General features: G+C 52.2%; 15 protein-coding genes. 7 read left to right on the top strand and 8 right to left on the bottom strand.

The window, feature by feature from the left end; translation table 11 throughout:
• Positions 1 to 323 precede the first annotated feature (323 nt).
• On the top strand, positions 324 to 941 hold the full coding sequence (locus M4I36_RS13305; RefSeq protein ID WP_258112237.1) for a nitroreductase family protein: 618 nt from the start codon (positions 324 to 326) through the stop codon (positions 939 to 941).
• A gap of 137 nt (positions 942 to 1,078) precedes the next feature.
• Here M4I36_RS13305 and rhaI read toward each other — a convergent pair whose 3' ends face one another.
• The 4 genes from rhaI to M4I36_RS13285 form a co-directional block, all read right to left on the bottom strand.
• A complete protein-coding gene (gene rhaI / locus M4I36_RS13300; protein WP_258112236.1) occupies positions 1,079 to 2,308 on the bottom strand; it encodes an L-rhamnose isomerase in 1,230 nt (409 codons plus the stop codon).
• Between the two features lie 57 nt (positions 2,309 to 2,365).
• Positions 2,366 to 4,417, bottom strand: a complete 2,052-nt coding sequence (locus tag M4I36_RS13295) for a bifunctional aldolase/short-chain dehydrogenase (protein WP_258112235.1) — start codon at positions 4,415 to 4,417, stop codon at positions 2,366 to 2,368.
• Between the two features lie 22 nt (positions 4,418 to 4,439).
• Positions 4,440 to 5,933 (bottom strand): rhamnulokinase, encoded by a 1,494-nt coding sequence (locus M4I36_RS13290; RefSeq protein ID WP_258112234.1) that lies wholly within the window; start codon positions 5,931 to 5,933, stop codon positions 4,440 to 4,442.
• A gap of 125 nt (positions 5,934 to 6,058) precedes the next feature.
• Positions 6,059 to 7,558, bottom strand: coding sequence for an L-fucose/L-arabinose isomerase family protein (locus M4I36_RS13285; RefSeq protein WP_258112233.1), 1,500 nt, complete (start codon positions 7,556 to 7,558; stop codon positions 6,059 to 6,061).
• 309 nt (positions 7,559 to 7,867) lie between these two features.
• Here M4I36_RS13285 and M4I36_RS13280 point away from each other — a divergent pair, with 309 nt between their 5' ends.
• The 6 genes from M4I36_RS13280 to M4I36_RS13255 all read left to right on the top strand — a co-directional run bounded on the left by M4I36_RS13280 (position 7,868) and on the right by M4I36_RS13255 (position 13,406).
• Positions 7,868 to 9,205, top strand: a complete 1,338-nt coding sequence (locus M4I36_RS13280; RefSeq protein ID WP_258112232.1) for an MFS transporter — start codon at positions 7,868 to 7,870, stop codon at positions 9,203 to 9,205.
• A gap of 12 nt (positions 9,206 to 9,217) precedes the next feature.
• Positions 9,218 to 9,541, top strand: a complete 324-nt coding sequence (locus M4I36_RS13275; RefSeq protein ID WP_258112231.1) for an L-rhamnose mutarotase — start codon at positions 9,218 to 9,220, stop codon at positions 9,539 to 9,541.
• Positions 9,542 to 9,684: 143 nt separating this feature from the next.
• On the top strand, positions 9,685 to 10,443 hold the full coding sequence (locus M4I36_RS13270) for a DeoR/GlpR family DNA-binding transcription regulator (protein WP_258112230.1): 759 nt from the start codon (positions 9,685 to 9,687) through the stop codon (positions 10,441 to 10,443).
• 88 nt (positions 10,444 to 10,531) lie between these two features.
• The gene (locus M4I36_RS13265) at positions 10,532 to 11,248 is read left to right on the top strand and encodes a (Fe-S)-binding protein (RefSeq protein ID WP_258112229.1); all 717 of its coding nucleotides are present in this window, start codon (positions 10,532 to 10,534) and stop codon (positions 11,246 to 11,248) included.
• A gap of 14 nt (positions 11,249 to 11,262) precedes the next feature.
• Positions 11,263 to 12,690: a LutB/LldF family L-lactate oxidation iron-sulfur protein gene (locus M4I36_RS13260; protein ID WP_258112228.1), complete on the top strand. Its 1,428-nt coding sequence runs from the start codon at positions 11,263 to 11,265 to the stop codon at positions 12,688 to 12,690.
• The gene (locus tag M4I36_RS13255; protein ID WP_258112227.1) at positions 12,687 to 13,406 is read left to right on the top strand and encodes a LutC/YkgG family protein; all 720 of its coding nucleotides are present in this window, start codon (positions 12,687 to 12,689) and stop codon (positions 13,404 to 13,406) included. The genes M4I36_RS13260 and M4I36_RS13255 overlap by 4 nt, the downstream gene beginning before the upstream one ends.
• A 117-nt stretch (positions 13,407 to 13,523) precedes the next feature.
• Here M4I36_RS13255 and M4I36_RS13250 read toward each other — a convergent pair whose 3' ends face one another.
• From M4I36_RS13250 to M4I36_RS13235, 4 genes are all read right to left on the bottom strand, one after another.
• A complete protein-coding gene (locus M4I36_RS13250; protein WP_258112226.1) occupies positions 13,524 to 14,297 on the bottom strand; it encodes a glucose 1-dehydrogenase in 774 nt (257 codons plus the stop codon).
• 695 nt (positions 14,298 to 14,992) lie between these two features.
• The gene (locus M4I36_RS13245) at positions 14,993 to 18,448 is read right to left on the bottom strand and encodes a glycosyltransferase family 2 protein (RefSeq protein WP_258112347.1); all 3,456 of its coding nucleotides are present in this window, start codon (positions 18,446 to 18,448) and stop codon (positions 14,993 to 14,995) included.
• Positions 18,449 to 18,617: 169 nt separating this feature from the next.
• Positions 18,618 to 19,859 carry an ABC transporter ATP-binding protein gene (locus tag M4I36_RS13240; protein ID WP_258112225.1) on the bottom strand — a complete coding sequence of 414 codons (1,242 nt, stop codon included), beginning with the start codon at positions 19,857 to 19,859 and terminating at the stop codon, positions 18,618 to 18,620.
• 2 nt (positions 19,860 to 19,861) lie between these two features.
• Positions 19,862 to 20,638, bottom strand: a complete 777-nt coding sequence (locus tag M4I36_RS13235) for an ABC transporter permease (RefSeq protein ID WP_258112224.1) — start codon at positions 20,636 to 20,638, stop codon at positions 19,862 to 19,864.

The raw sequence follows: 20,638 nt of genomic DNA, 5'->3' as shown, positions 1-20,638 counted from the left end.
TTTCAGCAGATTGCGAGAAACGACGTTACGCAGCGGCATGAGAGATGAATTCACCATGCTTAGCACCCTCCGACTCGGTAGCTCCAGCCGGTGGGAAAGCCGCCTTAACCTTGGCTCAGATATCTACGTCTCAATTATACGCCACAGATGCACACCGATGGAACAACCTGTTCATGCTCCCCTGGGTCAGGCGGCGACAATCCCCTAGGAATACCACTCAGGAGGACGAGCATATTAGGCAAAGCGTTTGCCATAAGGCAATCCATGTTGTATGATAAATAAGTGCGTTGCATCTTAAAAATAAGTTATTAAGGAGAGTTTATATGCCGAATACTCGTACAACCACCGACTTCTGGACAGCCCTGCGGGAGCGCCGCTCGCACTATAGCTTGACAAAACAATCTCCGATTGCCGACGAAGACTTGCAGCAAATGCTCGAGGAGATTGTCCTTCACACTCCGTCCGCTTTTAATTCGCAAACCACGCGCATCGTACTGTTGCTCGGCAAACAACACGAAGAACTGTGGGACATAACCACCGACGTGTTGAAGGCAGTCGTTCCGGCAGACCAGTTCGAACCGACCCAAGCAAAAATGAACGGCTTCAAAAACGCGTACGGTACCGTTTTGTTCTTTGAAGACGAATCCATCGTGGAAGACCTTCAGAAAAAGTTCGCCTTGTACCAAGACCGCTTTCCGGTGTGGGCACAACATACGAGTGCCATGCACCAACTGATGGTGTGGATGGCTCTTGAAAGCGAAGGCCTCGGAGCCAGCTTGCAACACTACAATCCACTCATTGACGAAAGAGTGAAGGCTGAATGGAAACTTCCTGCACACTGGCAATTGATTGCCCAAATGCCGTTTGGCGTTCCTAGCGGCCAGCCGCAAGAGAAACAGTTTCAGCCCATCGAACAGCGCGTAAAAGTGTTTAAGGGCTGAGCGCGAGAGGCATGGGGATGGGGATGGCGCAAAACAGCTCATCCCCAATCACGCAAATTGTCAAGACCATCGCGCCTTTCTCTCAGCACAGGCACGGCTCACCTTCAGGCACGGCTGGCTCACCTTCAGGCTGCCGTTTACCAGCTACTGCCGCCTATTCCGCGCGCGGCAATTTTGTCGGCATAGCCACTTTGCGTGTACGCCTGCATCGGATCCGCTGGGAGACCGCGTTCTTCGCGCATGGCCATGAGGAGCGGCGTGACATCGATTTCATAGGCACTGCGGAGTTCCTGCTCAGCACCGAGCACGTCGTTGGACTCCTGCAATTTTTGAACCTCTCCGTGACGAATCAGCAGCGCTTTCGCGTATTGCGTCTGAATGTTGGTGACCGACCGGATCATCGCTGGAATTTTGGGCTCAATCGCATGGCTCTGGTCAATCATGTAGGCAATGTTTTCGGCCGTCTGGCGAACTTCTTGTCGGGCGTCCTGTGCAGCATCGAGAATTTGGTAGAAGATGAGGAAGAGCTCGTACGGGTTGATCGATCCGACGATTAAATCATCATCCGCATATTTTCGACTGTTAAAATGGAAGCCACCCAGCTTCGCCTCGTCCAAGAGATACGCCACAAGGTGCTCCACGTTGGTACCCTGCGCATGATGCCCGGTGTCTACCAACACCTCGGCTTTCGGACCAAGTTTGGTGGCTGCCTGAAAGGCCATTCCCCAATCGGCGAGATCTGTATGATAAAAGCCGGGCTCGAAGAATTTGTACTCAATCAACATTTTCATGCCAGGTTGAAGCGCCTCATAGGTTTCCTCGAGCGCTTCGTGCATCCAGCGCTTGCGGTCGCGAAGATGGCCCTGCCCCGGATAATTGGTGCCGTCGGCGAACCACAAGCTGAGCAGGTTCGACTGAACCTTCCCCATGATGTCCACGCATTCCAAGAGGTGCTCCACGGCTTTTTTGCGAACGGACGCATTGGCATTCGTGACACTCCCGAGCATGTAGTCGTCATCTTGAAATAAGTTGGGATTCACTGCACCAATGCGTAAACCGAGGGAACTGGCGTGTGCGGCCAGCTTGCCGTAGTCGTCCACTTTGTCCCAAGGAATATGGATGGCGACCGACGGGCAGGCGCCTGTGAGTCGGTGGACTTCAGCCGCATCGTCCAGCTTCTCAAACGGATTGCGCGGCACGCCAACCTTTTTGAAAACTTGAAACCGAGTCCCAGAGTCTCCATAACCCCAGGACGGTGTCTCTATGCAAAGCGCAGACAACTTCTGCTTGACAGAAGCGACCGAGATTCCACGGTCTTCCTGCTGCTCTTCAAACAGAGCGTACGCCCTGTCACTCCACCGATTCATGCGCATTCAGCCACCTTTCCAAAATCACTCGGCACCACTACAAAACGACGGACTGCGTCACCGCGGAAAGGCCGCAGACACTCCGCCATCCACCGTGAGCATGCATCCCGTCGTCTTGTCGGAGCGCTTCGATGCAAAGAAGAGAATGCCTTCCGCAATGTCCTCCGTGGAAATATTCACATGCAGCAAAGTCCTCTTGCGGTAGTGCTCCTCGAGTTCGTCCGGGTGGATGCCGTAGGCTCTCGCCCGCTCTTCGCGCCACGCGGAATTCCAGATGTTCGACCCTTGCAGGACCGCATCTGGGAGAACTGAGTTGACGCGAATCCCAAACGGACCACCCTCGACTGCCAGGCACCGAGCTAAATGCTCTTCCATCGCTTTCGTCGCACTGTACGCAGCAGCATCTTTCCCCGCATAGATAGCATTCTTTGAGGTCACAAAGACAATGGATCCCCCACGGCCCTGTGCCACCAGGATGCGAAAAGCTTCGCGCGTGGTCAGAAAGTAGCCCGTGCCGAGAACACTGACATTCCGGTTCCAGTCTCGAAGCGTCGTCTCCACAAACGGAGCAGAACTGGCCAGTCCAGCGTTCGAGACAAAGAGGTCAATCCCGCCATAATCACGCACAGCTTGCTGAAACGACGCGACGACCTTGGCTTCGTCGGTCACGTCAACGGCAACTCCGACGGCTGTACCTTCGCCAAACTTCGCGTTCAAGTCGTCCGCTAGGCTCTTTGCCGCGTCTTCCGCCAAATCTGCCACGACAATATGGGCACCCTCCATTGCCATTCTCCGCGCCGTCGCACTGCCGATACCTCCGGCGCCGCCTGTGATATACGCTACTTTTCGAGCCAACTCTTTCTCAGCAGGCGCTAACGACAACTTGTAAAGCTCCAGTGGCCAATATTCGACATCAAACGATTCCTTTTCATCGAGAGAGACGAACTGTCCAAGGGCGGTGGCGCCCTTCATGACGGCCACGGCACGGCGATATAAGCCTACCGCCACATTGGCCATTTTTTTACTCTTCCCAGTGCCAATTACGCCGAGGCCGGGAATCAGAATCACGCGCGGAAACGGGTCGTGCATCGGCACGTCGAAATCCACGTGGCGCTCATAGTACGCGGCATAATCTTCTCGGTATTGTTGGAGGCCCGCTTGCAACGCTTCCTTTAACTGCGCCGCGTCTTGGTGCTCGGGGTTCCAATTGATGTAGAGCGGAGTCCGTTTGGTGTGCACAAGATGGTCGGGGCAGGCCGCGCCAACCTGGGACAGCGTGGCACAGTCGCGACTATTCACAAACTGGAGAAAATCTTCGCCCGCATCATAGGTCAAGATGGCCCCATGATACTCCGAAACAACACCACGAATCATCGGTAGAACGTCCACCACCAAAGCATCGCGCGTCGGTTGAGAGAGAGGAGCGTAGCGGGATCCACCAAAGACGTGTTCTCCTCGCTCATGCTTTTGAATGAACGCTGCCGCTTCTTGCACAATGCGAAGGGTGTTCGCGTAACATTCGTCGGACGTGTCACCCCAAGTGATGAGTCCGTGTTTCTCCATCAGAACCAGTTCGCACTGGGGATTATCTCGCACAGCCTCGCCAATGAGCTTGGACAGTGCAAACCCCGGTCGGATGTACGGCACCCAGACGGCCCGGTCTCCAAAAATCTCTTTGGCAATCGACCGTCCTCGGTCAGTGCAACAGAGAGAGATGATGCTGTCCGGATGCGTATGGTCAATGTGACGATGCGGGATGAACGCATGAAGAAGCGTCTCGATGGAGGAGCGGGGATGCTTGCTCTGAACCATGCAATGGGAGAGATACTCGACCATCTCCTCATCAGAGAGAGACTCCCTATCCATGAGCGGAAGAATCTCTTCTAAGCGAAGGGCCGTGAAACTTTTGTCGGTTGCTTCGGCAAGGTCCGATCCGCTGCCTTTCACCCACAAGATATCCACTTCGCGGCCGAGGTGGTCGACCGTCGTCGACTTGACGGAGGTATTGCCTCCGCCCCAATTGCAAACGCTTCGGTCGGCTCCAATTCGATTGGAACGCGCAACCAATTCTTGTAATGCGGAAGTCTCCACCATCATACTCATGTTCATCCACTCCTCTTGTTCATAAAAATCAAATCATCGTACTGCATTCCATCTGATGCTGACCGATGGTTTGAAAGCGCTGAAACGCGGCATCCCATGCGTCCGCATCGTGCGGAAGATAGGTTACGGTGTGAACGGACCGCAATATCAACTGCGACAACTCTTCGGTGGAGGCAACTTGCCCGAGCGCCAGCAGTTGCACGGCCGCATTGCCCATAGCGCTCGCCTCCACCGGACCGGCAACGACGGGACGTTTCGTCGCATTGGCCGTCCACTGACAGAGCAACCGATTTTTCACGCCGCCGCCGACGATGTGAAGGACGTCATAGCGCTTTCCAGTGACACTCTCTAGTTCTTCGAGAACCTGTCGATATCTCAGCGCTAGCGATTCCAGAATGGAACGAACTAATGCGCCCGTATCGTCCGGGGCATGTTGCCCCGTTTCCCGACATATCGCACGAATGGTTTCCGGCATATGAGACGGTTGCAACAACCGAGTATCGTCCGGGTGAAACAGACAGGTCAGCGCAGGAGCAGATTGCGCCAGGTCTAACAGAGTCTCGGTTTGAGCAACTTCCCCGTCCGACTGCAAAGCCCGCTGTGTCTCCTGCAAGAGCCAGAGACCCATGACGTTTTTCAACAGCCGATAATTCCCGAGACCACCTTCGTTTGTCAAGTTGAACTTTTGCGTCCGTGGATGAATGACGGGCTCTTCCACCAACGTCCCCATCAAAGACCATGTACCCGAACTGATGTAAACAAAGTGCGGACTCTTTGCAGGCACCGAGAGCACGGCTGCCGCTGTGTCATGCGAGGCGGTGTGAATCACGCTTGTGTCCCGCAAAGACGGGAACGTCTGCAGCAATTCTTCGTCACGCACTCGAGAGAGGCGGGTGGCAGGTTGGACAACTTGCGGAAAGATGTGACTCGGCATGCCCAACTTCTCGAGCAGTTCCACGTCCCATCGACCACTAGGTTGTAGAAATTGCGTGGTGGTTGCATTGGTGAACTCTGCAGCGTGTTCCCCGCAGAGAAAGAAATTGAGCAAATCAGGTACCATCAAGAAAGTGTTGGCGTTTTTTAATAGTGAAGTATCTTCTGTGTGCAAACTGTACAGTTGGTAGAGCGAATTGATAGGATTGATTTGAATACCCGAGCGCCGGAACAGTTCGTCTCGCCCCACGCGCTCGACGACTTGGTTCATCGCCAAAAGGTTGCGAGGGTCGCGGTAATGGCGCGGCAAATCCAACAGATGATTCGACGCGTCCAGCAGTGCGAAGTCTACTGCCCAACTGTCCATGGCGAGTGACGCAATGCTCCGTTCGTCCCGAGCTACCGACTGAATGCCCCACTTCATTTCTTGATACAGAGAATAGATGTTCCAATAGATGCGATGCCCTAGTCTCAGAGGATGGTTGGGAAATCGGCGAACTTCATGCAGTGTCACAGAATGCCCATCGAACGCGGCATGCATGACTCTTCCGGAGGAGGCACCTAAATCCACAGCGAGCAAGTTCAACATCTCGTGTCACCTCCTTCGACAAAAACATCACAGGCTAAATTATACACTTCTGTTGTATTCGCTCTACATATGTCTGTTTTTATGTCCGTTTCTTTCTTGCGTTTTACCGTCGCCATCTTTAAAAATTAGAGTACAACGGTTGGACAACCCAACAAATCCCCGACTTTTTTGAATAGGGCTGCATTGTGTCCAATGGACATGGCAAAATGATGTGTAGGTCCTTCTGCAAACCAACGTTCCATATAGATGTCTGGATGTTCTCGGAAGCGCACCGCAGTCTGCGTATTTCCAATATGCATGATGGAACCGTCCGTTGCCTCTCCCTCGCCGATAATCAACTTCAGGTCTCCGTTGCGAGTCTGTGTGATCTGTAGGGTCGTAATGGGGCCTTCCTGTATTTTCGCCTCGACGGAAATACCCGTGCCTTGTTTCCCATGGTAAAGGCTCATTCCGCGGAGAATGGGTTTTCCTCGGGCAATACCTACATGAAACGGGCCATCATGCCCAAGAAGAATTGTCTGATTCTCGTAATCCACCACGACAATCTCTGAAAAACTGCCGCCCGCACCCAAAATGTCGCAGATTTTCATCGCAATCGCAGTCTTCAAGTCTCCTTCTCCGGCGCAAGGAATGCCGCGCGCCGTGAGCAGAGAATGGCCCAAAATAAACCCTGCTTGAAGCGCCTCGTAGTCACTACCCGTAGTTCCGTGATAATAGTACGCGAGCGCGTCGAGGTTGCGGGAGACGACTAGCTTTTCCTGAGCCACAGCAATTTTAGCCGACCATCGCAATTGTTCTGCGCTGGGCTTTTTGGCAATTGGGTCAACAGGTACCTCTTCACTGATTTCAAACAGTTCTTGTGTTTCCTCCAATTTCAAGCGCACTTCTGTGTCAGTTACCGTTCTTAGCAATTCGTTCAAATCACACATTTCCAAGATTTCAACGTGAATGCCGAGTTTTGCTTGAATCAACGTGAAGTCACTATACATATCCAGCATCCCGTTGTAGGTGTTGCCGAGAAAGCCGAAGTTTCCACGCCTGAAATTGCGAACTACCGAAGCAGCCTTTATCCACTCGCGGATTTGTAGCCACGCGCTCTGCGCCTCCGGCCTCCGGCGTGTCACCTCATTCGTTAAGGAGATGTCCGGTGTATCGTCCATACCAAGCAGTCCATTAACCACTCGAAACGGAATATTTGCGCGATGAAACGCATATGAAATTTCGGGTACTGGACATGCACCGCAGTGAGCTAACCACTCTCCAGTTGTCGTCTGACGGTAATTCACTTGAGGTGTAGGTTGCAGATTTAACACCACAACTGGTTTCGGACAGATTTGGTGAATGGGCAGTACTATGGAACTCGTCGCATAGGTTGCAGAGTGGCAAAAAACAATATCGACATCCTGAGCGTTGAACCACTCCCCTGCTTCACGAGCCTTTTCCGGCGAGTCTATTAGCCCGAAGTTATAGACGTCTGCCGCAGAACCCATCTCCTGTTCAATAAAGCGACCATATCCGACTAGGCGTTCACGCAACCCGTCAAACTGGTTCCAGTAGGTTCTCAGTCCAATGCTGTATAAACCAACTCGGGCCCTACTCGTTGGCTTAACTGGACTCCGCGTCATCTACTCACCCCACTCTCACAAATCACGGTTCAGGATATCCGCTTACTTTCTTCGTTTTGGCCAACTTTTAGGATTTACTGAACTCAACGCCATAGCAAGAATATATTCCGACTAATTCACAAAATCAACGAGTAAACAGCTATAAAAAGAAAATCACAGGTAAATTCACTTTTGATATAGACACAATTGTTGTTTTGTCATAATATTTCTCCATGTAAGCCCTTACGTCAACACACCCGTCAAAGAAAGGAGGACTGTCGATTAAACGGAATTGAGATGAAATAACACAACATTCAGGGAGGTATAGATATGGCATTGTCAGGAATTGAGCCAACCGGGCCGAGTATTGACGACGTCCGACTGTCGAAAACACATTGGAAATGGACCATCCTTTCTGGGATGGGCGACTTTCTCGACGCTGGATCTATCGTGGCGGGCGGCGTCGCTCTCGTCACATGGGTACACATATTTCACATGAATACCTCCATTACCGGGCTCATTTCCGCGTTTAGCTCCAACGGTATTTCGACTGCGGTTGGTGCCATTGTTGCTGGGTTTCTTGGCGACAAACTTGGAAGAAAGTTCATATACAACGTTGACCTTTTGCTCTATATGATTGGTGCACTGGTCATCATTTTCTCGGTCAACGCGCCAATGCTTATTATTGGATACATGGTACTAGGCTTTGCCGTGGGGGCTGACGTACCCACTTCGTGGTCTCTCATTGCCGAATTTGCACCCAAAAAGAGTCGCGGGCGACTGATGGGTATAACAAATATCTTCTGGTATATCGGCCCCATCGTCATGCTCTTTCTCGCGTTGGCATTTACTCATATGGGCGTTTTGGGAATGCGCCTACTGTTCGTTGTGCTGTTATTAGCTGCATTGATTACTTATCTTTTTCGCAGAAGCATGGTCGAATCACCACGTTGGTCGGCATTGCACGGAAAAGCCGAGGAAGTCAAGAAAATGGAAGAGCAAGTTGGGGCAGGTTCTGCACCCACGCAGAATTCGGAGAATAGCGCAAAATTAAGGGACTTGTTCCACGGAAAAAACCTCAGAAGATTCCTGTTTCTGATGCCGATTTATGTGTTTTGGGGTATCCCGGCAGGGACCTACGGATTTTTCTTCCCTTACATCTTCAAAACCGTGGGAGCCACGAGTGCAACCACTTCAGACCTCATGGAAATACTCTACTTCGCACTTGCAATTATCAGTGTCCTGTTCATCTTCATGCCACTGAACGACAAAGTTGACCGACGCATCTTATATGCAATTAGCGCTTTTCTCTGTGGGTTGGCCTTCTTGATTCCTATTTTCGCTCCCATTTCCAACCCATACGTTGCATTTGCTAATGTGGTCTTATTCGGATTGGGCCAAGGGATTGGTTTGTGGCCGCTACAACGCATCTGGTCCGTCGAACTTTTCCCGACAGAAATCAGAAACACTTCTCAGGGGATTCTGTGGGGAGTCATGCGCGTCGTTCTCGGTCTTTGGAGCCTGTGGACCCCCATCATCCTGGGAGCTATTGGCGGCTTCAAAGCGGTGGCCCTGTTGATGGTGATTTTGTTCGCGTATAACTTTGTCGTAGGCGGTCTCTTTGGCCCGAGAACGGGCGGAAAATCACTCGAGGAAATTAACGTCTAGGAGGAACTCTCCGTGAAACGGATTGGATTTAAGCTGAGAATTCGCCCAGGTGCAGAAGCGGAGTATAAGGAACGGCACAAGGCCGTGCATCCCGAATTACTTTCCGCCTTCGAAGATTACGGCATCCAAAGCTACAGCATATTCATGGATGGAACCACTCTCTTTGGCTATATCGAGGCGGATGACACCGAAGCCGCTCTCCGTGCACTCGATGAAAATTTAGCCAATCGTAGGTGGCAACAGTATATGTCCGATATACTATTAGCAGACGAACGCGGAGTGACACTCTGTCCCTTAGAGGAAGTCTTCTATTTTCACCCAACACAACGGGCATGAACATCATGGACTAGCAAGTTTGTCCCGAACCGCCGCGTGATGGTTGTCCCCACACATGGCGGTTTGATTCTTGACGGACGGATGTCTACCGCGTATTGATAGATATTGAGAAAGGTTTCACTGCTAAAGGACGGGATGTGTGGATGCTTCCAGCCGAACGACACAAGGCAATATTACAACTCATCAACACCAAGGGAAGCATGCGTGTCAAAGAGCTCAGCCAACTCTTTGATGTGACCGAGGAAACGGTGCGGCGCGACCTGGACAATCTAGAAGGCGATGGGAAAATTCGCAGAAGTCATGGCGGAGCCGTGCGCATTGAGGAAGACCATAGCGAAATTCCTTATCTGCAACGCGAGTCGGAACACATTTCAGAAAAAGAGGCTATCGCTTTAGAAGCGGTGCGGCACATTGCGCCAGGGGACCGCATTGTCCTAGACGCCAGCACCACCGCTTGGCATGTGGCGTTGGTATTGCCCAACATTCCGCTCACAGTTTTGACCAACTCGCTGCGAGTGTCCATGGAGTTGGCGAGTCGCGACAAGTTGGAAGTTATCTCAACGGGTGGCATTGTGCGGGCAAGCTCGCTGTCTTACGTTGGCCCACTGGCCGAAGAGACGTTGAATCAATTTCACGTCAACAAGGCGTTCTTGTCCTGCAAAGGATTTCATACCGAATACGGTGTGAGCGAATCGAATGCCTTGCAGGCGCTGGTCAAACGAAAAATGATGGACATCTCGGACAAACTCTATTTATTAGCGGACCACAGCAAGATGCAAGTGCGCGATTTTACCAGCGTGGCCTCGCTCGATGAGGTGGACGCCTTAATTACCGATGCAGGGGCCAATCCGGGCCATTTGGAGAGCATTCGCAAGTTCAACATTGAGATTATCCAGGCGTAACAGAAACTCGAAAGGCGTCAACAGACGCCGAATCGTGCACAGCCATCGAAAGGTGGCCCTTCCTCACCCCCCCAAGGAGGACGTCACTATGAAAGTCGCCTTATTCGTCACATGCCTCGTCGATGTGTTTCAGCCGAGCGTGGGCCGGGCAACGGTAGAGTTGCTGGAGCGGCTCGGGTGCGAGGTCGAATTTCCCGCCTCCCAAGTTTGCTGCGGTCAACCCGCATTCAACAGCGGCTACGTCAGCGAAGCAAAGGAAGCCGCCAAGCAGATGATTCGCGCGTTTGCGGGATATGAGTTCGTCGTCACCCCGTCCGGCTCGTGCTGCACTATGTTTAAAGAATACCCACATCTGTTTGCAGGGGACGAAGAGTGGGAGCGGGCAGCGCAAGAACTCGCCGCACACACCTATGAACTCACTCAATTTATTGTCGAACAGCTCGGCATCACCGACGTTCAAGCGACTTTGCCAGGAACCGCAACGTACCACACCTCGTGTCACATGATGCGACTGCTCGGCGTGCGCGAAGCGCCGTTCCAATTGTTATCGAACGTGCGCGGCCTCAACGTCATCCCACTCCCGCATGCAGAAAACTGCTGCGGTTTCGGCGGAACGTTCGCCGTCAAGATGGCGCGCATCTCCGAACAGATGGTGGATGAGAAAGTAGATGCCGTGGTCCAGACCGGATCCGACTATTTAATCGGCGGAGACTGCGGCTGCCTGATGAACATCCGTGGACGGATGGAGCGATTGGGGCACCAAGTCAAAGTCCTCCACATTGCCGAGGTTCTCAACAGCAAATAAGGAGCGCGGACGTCATGCCGATGAAAACGAGTCAAGACAAGTTTAAGACGCGAGTCGAAGACGGCATTCACGATGCTGTCATGAGAGGCAACGTGAGTGCGGCGCAAGAGCGGCTGCAGAGCAGAAAAGCCATGGCCGAAGAAGAATTAGGCGAGTGGCAAAAATGGCGTGAGCTCGCGGAGCACATCCGTCAACACACGCTGGAGAACTTAGATTACTACTTAGAACAATTGAGTGACAACGTGGCCAGGCGCGGCGGGCATGTCTATTTTGCGAGCACGAAAGAAGAGGCCACGCGCTACATCCAAGAAGTGGCGCGGCAGAAGCAGGCAAAAACCATTGTCAAGTCTAAATCGATGGTGACGGAAGAAATCCACTTGAATTCGGCGCTCGAGAGCATCGGCTGCGACGTGATTGAGAGTGACCTTGGAGAGTACATTCTGCAGGTGGACGACCATGACCCTCCGTCCCACATTGTAGCTCCGGCGCTTCACAAAAATCGGTCGCAAATTCGCGACGTATTTCGAGACAAGTTTGGCTACAAAGGGTCTGACCAGCCAACAGAGATGACGAACTATGTGCGCGGCATCTTGCGCGAAAAATTTTTGCAGGCAGACATAGGCATTACGGGTTGCAACTTTGCCGTCGCGAATACCGGCCAAGTGTGCCTCGTGACAAACGAAGGCAACGCAGACCTGACGATGGCCCTGCCCAACACACACATCGTGGTGATGGGCATGGAACGGTTGGTGCCCACGATGGAGGAACTCGACGTGTTGGTGGGGCTCTTGTGCCGAAGCGCGGTCGGCCAGCGACTCACCAGCTACGTCACCGTGGCAGGCCCGAGCCAGGACAGAGACGGCGATGGCCCAGAGGAATTTCATCTAGTGGTCGTGGACAACGGGAGAGCCGACATTTTGGCCTCCGAATTTCGATCCGTCCTCCAATGCATCCGCTGCGCAGCCTGCGTCAACGTCTGCCCCGTGTATCGGCATGTGGGAGGGCATTCTTACGGATCGATTTATTCCGGTCCGATTGGCGCTGTCCTTTCGCCCCTCCTCGGTGGCTATGACGACTTCAAGGAACTCCCATATGCTTCGAGCCTCTGCGCCGCCTGCACGGATGCCTGTCCCGTCAAAATTCCACTGCACCAGTTACTGCTTAAGCATCGGCAGGTCATCGTGGAGAAGGAAGGACGTGCGCCGTTCACGGAAAAACTGGCGATGAAGATGTTCGCCATGGGCGCATCCTCTGCGGCCGCCTATCGCATGGGCTCCAAATTGGCCCCGACCGCCCTGCGCCCATACACCAAAGACGACCACATCTCGAAAGGACTCGGCCCGCTCAAACACTGGACCGCTGTGCGCGAGTTTCCCGCTCCTAGCAAGGAGCGTTTCCGGGACTGGTTTGAGAAGCGCGCCAAAGAGGAGGACGGACGATGAGCGGGGACATCGAGAACAGAGACCGCTTCTTAAACCATGTGGCAGCCAAGCTGGGGCGAGAGCGGCGCTCGGCGGGTGTGACTCGGCCCACGTGGAAGCACAGCGTTCACGACTTAGTCCAGGCTGGCCAGAACCATCCCTCCGCAGAGGAACTTCTCGCCGTCTTCAAGGAACAATGCGAACGCATCCACACCACGGTCATCGAGACCTCGCGCGACCAACTGTCCGCCGTCCTTCGCCAAGTCGTGGCAGCGCATGGCGGTGGTCCTGTGCTCACGTCTGCCCATCCGCGCTTTGCAGAGCTCGGCCTGTTGCCGCTGCTGGAAGAGGCCTGGCCGCGGGAAGGCGTGGCCGTCTCCGTCTGGTCCGAAACCTCGAAGCGCGACAACATCGCCCATGCAGCCGCGGCCAATTTTGCCGTCGTCGTGTGCGATTACGCCCTCGCCGAGTCAGGCACCGTGGTCCTCACCACGCGCCCCGGACAAGGGCGCTCCATCCACTACCTGCCCACAAACGCCTTGGTCATCGTTCCCAAAGAGACACTCTTCCCGCGCATGACAGAGGCCGTGGAAGCCCTAGAACACGCCGTCGAGAGCGGCAGCGATGTCCCGGCAAGCATTCATTTCATCACCGGCCCGAGCAACTCGGCGGACATTGAAATGGACTTAGTGGTCGGCGTTCACGGCCCACTGCAAGCGTTCTATGTGGTCTGTTGAGAGGCTGTTGCCCGTGGCACCCATCCGTCTCCACTGCTCGTCACAAGTCTTCTGGCACGTGCAGAATGCATCGGGTCGATCCCGCTTGCAACCTTCTCCACCGCTCTCGCCAGTGGTTCACTCGTAAATCATCTTGACCGTCATGCCGCCATCGATGACGAAATTCTGCCCGGTCACAAACCCGGCTTCCGCACTCGCCAAAAACACGCAGGCCGCCGCGATATCTTCCGGTACACCCACACGCCCGACCGGATGTTGCGCCTTATCTGCCTCGCTGTGATTCGGTACAGACCGACGCGACACCTTCTGCCACTCACCCGTCTCAATCCAACCTGGGCTGATGGCATTCACACGCACATCCGGGCCTAAACTGACGGCCAGCGCGTGCGTCAAGGCCAGCAAACCACCCTTAGACGCAGCATACGGCTCCGTGTTGGCTTCCGACATCAACGCGCGCGTGGACGCGATGTTGACCACCACCCCGCCACCCTCTCGCCGCAGCAACTCTTCCCCGTAGCGCACAAACAAATACGGCGCCCGCAAGTTGACGGCCAAAACCCTGTCCCAAACCTCCGTGGGCCGCTCGGCCATAGGTCTCGTGTCTCCAACCCCGGCATTGTTAACGAGTACATCCAGCCGACCGAAGTCCCGCCGGAGCGCAGTCATAGCCGCGGCGATCTCGCTCTCATTCGCCACATCCACGCAGCGTGTCCAGAGCTTGCCCAGTTCGCCAAGGTCGCGATATTCCGCCTCGAGCTCAGCCAGCGCCTCTCCGTCTCGATCGACAGCTGCAACGTGAGCACCTTTGCCGAGGAACGCTGCGACAATCGCTTTGCCAATGCCTTGTGCCCCGCCTGTCACGAGGACGACTTGAGGGAATGTGTTTGTCATGGAATCGGGCCTCCCGTTTAAACATGCACTATAAATGAGGTTCTCGGCACCAGTGTCGCGGAAAGATGGTAATCTCTTAATCGCCGTGACGCCCAGTCTCAACTACATGAAAGCTTCAAGCTATACAGTATGGGCCGAGTATCTTTTGGAATTTAGCTCTTAAACCCCGAGGTCACGTTGGAGAGACTCCTTGCTGGGTAGCATACTAGACGAAGTGAGAGAATGAGAAGAATGTACGACAGAATTTTCAGCACTGTTTAGGCAGCAGATCATCCGTGAGTGTCAGAAGACTGGGGTTTGTCGCTAGTCATCAGAAAACGTGACCTCAATGCAAAAGTGGTCCAACGCTTGTCTATTTCAAAATAGAAGTACACGGTTTTGCAACGTAAAAGTGCAGATGCTATCACATGAACGGATTCTGCCGAGAACCACCAACACGAACGTGCACATTAAATATTTCCACAGGATAACGGAAGATAACTGTTTGTCACAGCACGGATTAAAACGTGTGTATAGGCCTGAAGCGATCGTCGGGTTTATAGCCTACTGCAACAACCACCAGCTTTATTTTAACCCGCCTGCGTCCAGCCAGTCTTGTTTCACCAGAAACATCTTGGACCAGAATTGAAGCCCAAGTTAAATGTGAACGTTTGAGATAACGATAGCAACCAGATGCTCCATCCAGCTGACAGGTGTCAATCCACTTCGTTTGCCACAACTGACGTTGCAGATTGGAACTCGTCCCTGTATCTTGACAGCAATTCCTGTGTCTTAACATGTCCGTCCTCTGCGTACGCTGCCCACGCAAGAATTTTCCGCGGAAAACTAGCATCAAGAGTAAATGCTTTTTGGAGATCAAATCTAGCACAATAAACAGTCCATAAATCGGATGCAATCTCTTCCGCTCGTGTCTTGTCCAAGCCTGATGAGAGCATAAGCTCCGCAAGCCTTCTCTTCCAAGCTACCGGAGAGCCGTCCGGACTTCCTTGTGTCGTCGCCGTTCTAGAGAGATCGGGACACATATCTTCTCTGACTAAAGACAGATGTCGATTATAAAATGGGTCGTCCCGAATTTTGGTGAACCAGCGGTCCTGCATCAACGCTATTTCGTGGAAGTCCACCTCCTTTGACCGGGAGGCGGATTCGTGATGATGTAACTCCGCGTAAGGAGTGAAGACGCAAAAATAACCTAATGCGCCAATTCTCAGGCACAGATCCACATCGTTGAACGATACCGCCAAATCCTCGTCGAAGCCACCTGTTTCCTCAAAGACCTTTCGCGGAACCATCATGCATGCACCTGTAACCGCTGAAAAATCCCTGATGTCAGCCAACATACCAAAATATCCCGGCGTTTTTGGGTGAGCTCCGCAGTATATATGGTTGGCTACCCCACCAATTCCCAAAACGACGCCAGCGTGCTGTATCCGACCATCGGGGTAGAGTAACTTTGCCCCAACAACCCCCACCGATCGTCTCATGGCATGCTGCAGCATCTCCTCAATCCAACCGGGGGAAATGACTTCTATATCGTTGTTCAGGAATAACAGATATTCGCCATTCGCCTCTGAAACAGCCATATTATTAAGCCTAGAGTAGTTGAATGGAATCTCATAGCGAAATACCTTGGCGAAGCCGCTAGCATTCAGTTTCGATAAATTCGACAAGGACTCCTGTTCAACACTTCCGTTGTCCACCACAATGATTTCAATGTTGCTATAAGTGCTTTTCTTAAGGCTATCCAGGCATTGCTTTGTAAGACGCCATTGGTCTTTCATCGGTATAATGATGGATACAAGGGGCATCGAATGGAGATGGCGTTTGGCATAGTAATGACCGGGGTATGGTCCGTCCAACACCTCGCCAAATTCGCCGCGGCGCTCTAGGGCCGCCAAAACAGCAGCTTTCCCTGCTTCGTGGGCATACGATTTAAACCCCGCTGAAACTGACGTTGAGCCCTCTACCAGTCGCCAATGGTAGAGCACCTGAGGGATATGACGGATCTCCTTCGCTACCTCACTCGCTCGAAGAAGCAGGTCGTGATCTTGCGATCCATCAAATTCTGAGCGGAAGTGCCCTACCCTCTCGAGTAATTCGCGATTGTAGGCAGTGATGTGATTGATGTAGTTATTGGACAGCAAATAATCTGGAGAAAAGTCAGGCTTAAAGAATGGCTGCGTATACGTCCCATCAAAATCCAATTTATCCTCATCGGAGTATAGAATGTCGAATGGGCCATCGTCCACCCACGAACGGACGATTTCATAAAGGGCATTCGGTGCAAAAACATCATCGTGATCCAAGAAGGTGATGACGTCGCCTCGCGCGTTTTCCATCGCAACATTCGAGTTTCCGCTAATACCGCGATTTTTTTCGTTTAGATGCACGTGTATTCTATCGTCAACCTGACAGAGAGAACCGAGCTTCTCCCTAGTTTCCAAGTTTGAAGAGCAGTCATCTGAGATAAGTATTTCGAAATGCGGGTACGGTTGCCTAAGAATTGAGTTAATCGCCTCATCGAGCCACTCGGGTTTGGAGTTATATGTCGGTATAATCACCGAGATTAAGGGTGCATTTTCCCATAAATTCATAGCCTCGACAATTTCGTGAGCCGACGTGAGAAACACCCGTTCGTTCTCGTGTTGCCAAAAGTTGTAATCTTGTTCAGCGAGTTGAGCTGCTCCGGCCATCTTCTGTCGGACCGTCTGAGCGGTTGCTCGGATGCCCTCTTTTCGCGCCTTAGTGTATATCTTCTTTGCCAAGGTTCGCGGATTTCTCGATTGATTCCTCACCGTGCGAAGCACCTCGAGAGCCCGCCAGCCTTTCGTCCCTTTGAGCCTCTTAAGTTCTTCATTGAGGCTTTCACTCGTCTTCTCAATTGATTCTTTGGTGCGCCGCATTTCCTCATAACTCATGGTTAGCACTTTTAATTCCGTCCGCAATAATCCTAACTCTTGGTCAATTTCTGCTGCACGTTGAGCTTCTAGACTGAGCTCTTCAATTTTTTTGCGGAAATTTTCGAGTGAAGCGCAGGCACTCTCCAACTCGGCTTTCATAGCATTGAAGTTGTCTGATAGAACTCCGTTATCCGTTTGAAAGTCGCGGAGTGCTGTCAGTAGGCCCTCCGTTATGTCATTTTCGGTTTTCTTGACATAGCGAAAAATGACGTCTACCTCATCTCCTTCGGACAGTTCCTCATCTACAAAAGAGACCCGCCCATCGTCGCTGACGAGCAAGACCTTATTATTTTGTATTACAACTGCGTCCTCAAAGCGAGCACCCGGACTGCCTGCCCGAAGCGTCGTGTCCACCCCCGATTGTCTGCGAATGTGCACCGACAAATCGTCTATCTCTGCAGGTACATTGATTGGGTCAACGCGCAGTCCCTGGACAGAATAAGGAGCAATGGCAGTCCAGGAAACGGACGCTTGTCCTTTATTTTCTTCTTCGACGGGTAATATGAATCGCTCCGAACGGACTTCATCAAATTCGCCATCTCTACCAAAGTAGAGTTGAACATATGGCAGATTCCCTTCGTCCTTGTCACGAGTGACCAACGGTGCCTCTTGGACAATCCTCCCCAGATGACTAAAAATTTGGACCAAGCTATGCGCTGACGCCTCTGAGCACAGCGCCTTGAATGCCTCGGGTACCTCGGTCCCGACCAAGACTATGCCTAGCCCATTAGAATTCTTCAGCTCCGAAGTAGCGTAGGTTTCAGACAACTCCTCTAGTAGTTTTCCAACGCCGAAGTCGCTGCGCTTGACCTGGGTGTCGTGAAGGAGTATCACGCCTGATGGCGACATTTTAGGCAACCACGTCATGAAATCTTCTTTCACGGCATCATAAGTGTGGAGGCCATCGATGTGCAGTAGGTCTATGGACGAGTCGACGAAATGAGACGCCGCTTGGTTGAACGTCATCTTCATATATGTGGAGAACGTCGCATAATTTTCATCGTGGTGCTCTCTAAATTCTGAAAACACCTTTTCCCCATATATCCCTGCTTGAGGATCTCCGTTCCAAGTGTCTACCGCATAGCAGCGTGTCATGTTTAGGCTGAACTCCTTGACAGCTTGGCAAAATGCGAAGTATGAGTCCCCTTTATGGGTTCCGAGCTCCACGAATACTCTAGGTCTCAAAATGTCCATAGCCACGAACGCGAAGGGTGTCAACCCATGCCAAGAACTCACCTTGGAACGGTATTGTGGGAAATGTGCACTTTCCAACCATCTTAGAATTTGCGTGTCCATTAGAATCGCTACCCCCTTTGTCTCACCAAACAGGTACGCGCCACGCCCAGCCGCTAGTGTCCCCGGTTTATATCTTCCACACGCGCAGCAGGCTGACATATCCGTGCGCCTTCTCTTCTCCGATGACGCTCACCTTGGCTTTCGCCTCTGGTACGTCCAATGGCTCGCCGTCGTCCGTCCACAGTTCCAAGGCAACGTTGTATTCTCCTGGCATTAGAGTCACGTTTGGAAAATCGACACTAAATGCCCTCTCGAGTCCTTCAGACAGCACGACTGTCTTGTTCTCGTCTTGAAAAAGTTCGGCTTCCAACAGGTTGACTCCATCTTCAGAAGAAACGCGAATTCTGGGCGTCACAGCTTTAAAATCCTTCATGGGTAGGATGTTGACGTTCAAGGAGAGTCTCCCTCCTACTTCTACCATACCCTCCCCCAGACCCGAGGTCGCCTTTAAGGCAATTTGAGCGCAATCGGTGCCGGGATTCGTTTCACTGACAGCCTCGTGTGCTTTAGCGTTCTCGTGACTCGCCTTATTCCTGTCGAAACTCATCACTGAGCCACCCTCATGTGAGCGAACGAATGTCTCCGATAGATACCCCCGCACCACTTCCTTTGGGGAACCATAGGAGCGCACCCTCGAGCTGTCGAGCCAAACCGCTGTGTCGCAAAAACGTTCCACTGTACCAGAATCGTGAGTGACGATAACGATTGTCTTGTTCGCTTGCTGCAGTTCCTTTAATCGAGACATACACTTTGCCTGAAATGGTGCGTCGCCAACCGCAAGAATCTCGTCAATGAGCAGTATGTCTGGATCAACTGCGGTTGCTATAGAAAAGGCTAGGCGCATGTACATACCCGAAGAATATCCGCGTATGGGCTCTCGAATGAAGTCGCCGAGCTCCGAAAAGTCCACAATGGCGTCGAGCTTTCGGTTCAACTCCTTCTTCGATAAGCCCATTAAGGAACCATTCAGGAAGACGTTCTCCAATCCAGTGAAATCCGGATGAAAGCCAGCACCGAGTTCCAGAAGACTGGAAACGCGGCCATTCACTTCGATGGTGCCCTTATCTGGATAGAGGATTCGCGACATCAACTTCAGTAACGTGCTTTTGCCGGAGCCATTGACCCCAATGAGCCCCACGGTGGCACCCCTAGGAATATCCACTGAAACGTTGTCGAGCGCCACGAAGTCTTTGAACTTCGCTCGCCCTGCGTAAATGAACTTGTCTTTTAATGTTCGGTTCCTTTCGCCATGAATGCGAAAGGCTTTAGTGACATTTTGTGCCCTCACGGCATAGGAAGACATAACCATGCTCAGACCTCCTCTGCAAACCGTCGACTGAGCCTGTCAAAGACCTTCCAGCCCAAGTACAAGACCACTAGGCTAACTACAACCCCATAGAGAAACATTTTCCACCGAAGTGGATCGTGATAATAGAGTGCATCCTGAAAAGAGACAACAAAATCGGTAACAGGATTTATCTTGAAGAACTCAGCATATTTGTGAGGTATCATCTTTAGGGAATAGACAACCGGGGTCACGTAAAACCACGCCATCAAAAAAATCCCAAGGACGTGTTCTACATCTCGCAAAAAAACGTTCACCGCGGAGAAAAACAAAGCAAAACCCGCTGTGGCGATACACTCCACGACTAAAATGAGCGGTACGAACAGCCAGGTCCAGGAAGGATAGAGACCGGAAATGATGAGAAAGGGAATCAAAATAGCTAAGGAAAAAATGTAATTGATTGCGCTGGACACAACGATGGCAAGAGGGAGTATCTCTCTAGGGAAATATATTTTTTTAACCATAGAACCCTGTCGATTTACGACCCCTACTGCAGATTGCACCGACATGCCAAACAAGTTCCAAGCCAGAAGCCCAATGAACATGAACGCTGGGTAGTGCGGTATGGTGACTCGCATGATGGTTGAGAAAACAACCGAGTAAACAACCAGCATGAGCAGCGGGTTCAAAAAGGTCCATAAAAATCCGAGCACAGAGCCTTTATAGCGTGTCCGAAGATCCGATGTCACCATGCCCCAAAACATCGTCCTGTATTCATAGACTTCTTTTATCCTGGAAAACAT

The organism is Alicyclobacillus sp. SP_1, assembly GCF_024706985.1.
Taxonomy (GTDB): domain Bacteria; phylum Bacillota; class Bacilli; order Alicyclobacillales; family Alicyclobacillaceae; genus Alicyclobacillus_I.
This window is presented reverse-complemented; position numbering and strand designations above follow the sequence as displayed.

Coding starts and splice junctions, on each gene's coding strand:
- M4I36_RS13240 (WP_258112225.1), bottom strand. CDS start 19,859: ATGGTTATGTCTTCCTATGCCGTGAGGGCACAAAATGTCACTAAAGCC.
- M4I36_RS13235 (WP_258112224.1), bottom strand. CDS start 20,638: ATGTTTTCCAGGATAAAAGAAGTCTATGAATACAGGACGATGTTTTGG.
- rhaI (WP_258112236.1), bottom strand. CDS start 2,308: ATGAATCGGTGGAGTGACAGGGCGTACGCTCTGTTTGAAGAGCAGCAG.
- M4I36_RS13285 (WP_258112233.1), bottom strand. CDS start 7,558: ATGACGCGGAGTCCAGTTAAGCCAACGAGTAGGGCCCGAGTTGGTTTA.
- M4I36_RS13260 (WP_258112228.1), top strand. CDS start 11,263: ATGCCGATGAAAACGAGTCAAGACAAGTTTAAGACGCGAGTCGAAGAC.
- M4I36_RS13270 (WP_258112230.1), top strand. CDS start 9,685: ATGCTTCCAGCCGAACGACACAAGGCAATATTACAACTCATCAACACC.
- M4I36_RS13280 (WP_258112232.1), top strand. CDS start 7,868: ATGGCATTGTCAGGAATTGAGCCAACCGGGCCGAGTATTGACGACGTC.
- M4I36_RS13250 (WP_258112226.1), bottom strand. CDS start 14,297: ATGACAAACACATTCCCTCAAGTCGTCCTCGTGACAGGCGGGGCACAA.
- M4I36_RS13295 (WP_258112235.1), bottom strand. CDS start 4,417: ATGAACATGAGTATGATGGTGGAGACTTCCGCATTACAAGAATTGGTT.
- M4I36_RS13245 (WP_258112347.1), bottom strand. CDS start 18,448: ATGGACATTTTGAGACCTAGAGTATTCGTGGAGCTCGGAACCCATAAA.
- M4I36_RS13255 (WP_258112227.1), top strand. CDS start 12,687: ATGAGCGGGGACATCGAGAACAGAGACCGCTTCTTAAACCATGTGGCA.
- M4I36_RS13305 (WP_258112237.1), top strand. CDS start 324: ATGCCGAATACTCGTACAACCACCGACTTCTGGACAGCCCTGCGGGAG.
- M4I36_RS13290 (WP_258112234.1), bottom strand. CDS start 5,933: ATGTTGAACTTGCTCGCTGTGGATTTAGGTGCCTCCTCCGGAAGAGTC.
- M4I36_RS13265 (WP_258112229.1), top strand. CDS start 10,532: ATGAAAGTCGCCTTATTCGTCACATGCCTCGTCGATGTGTTTCAGCCG.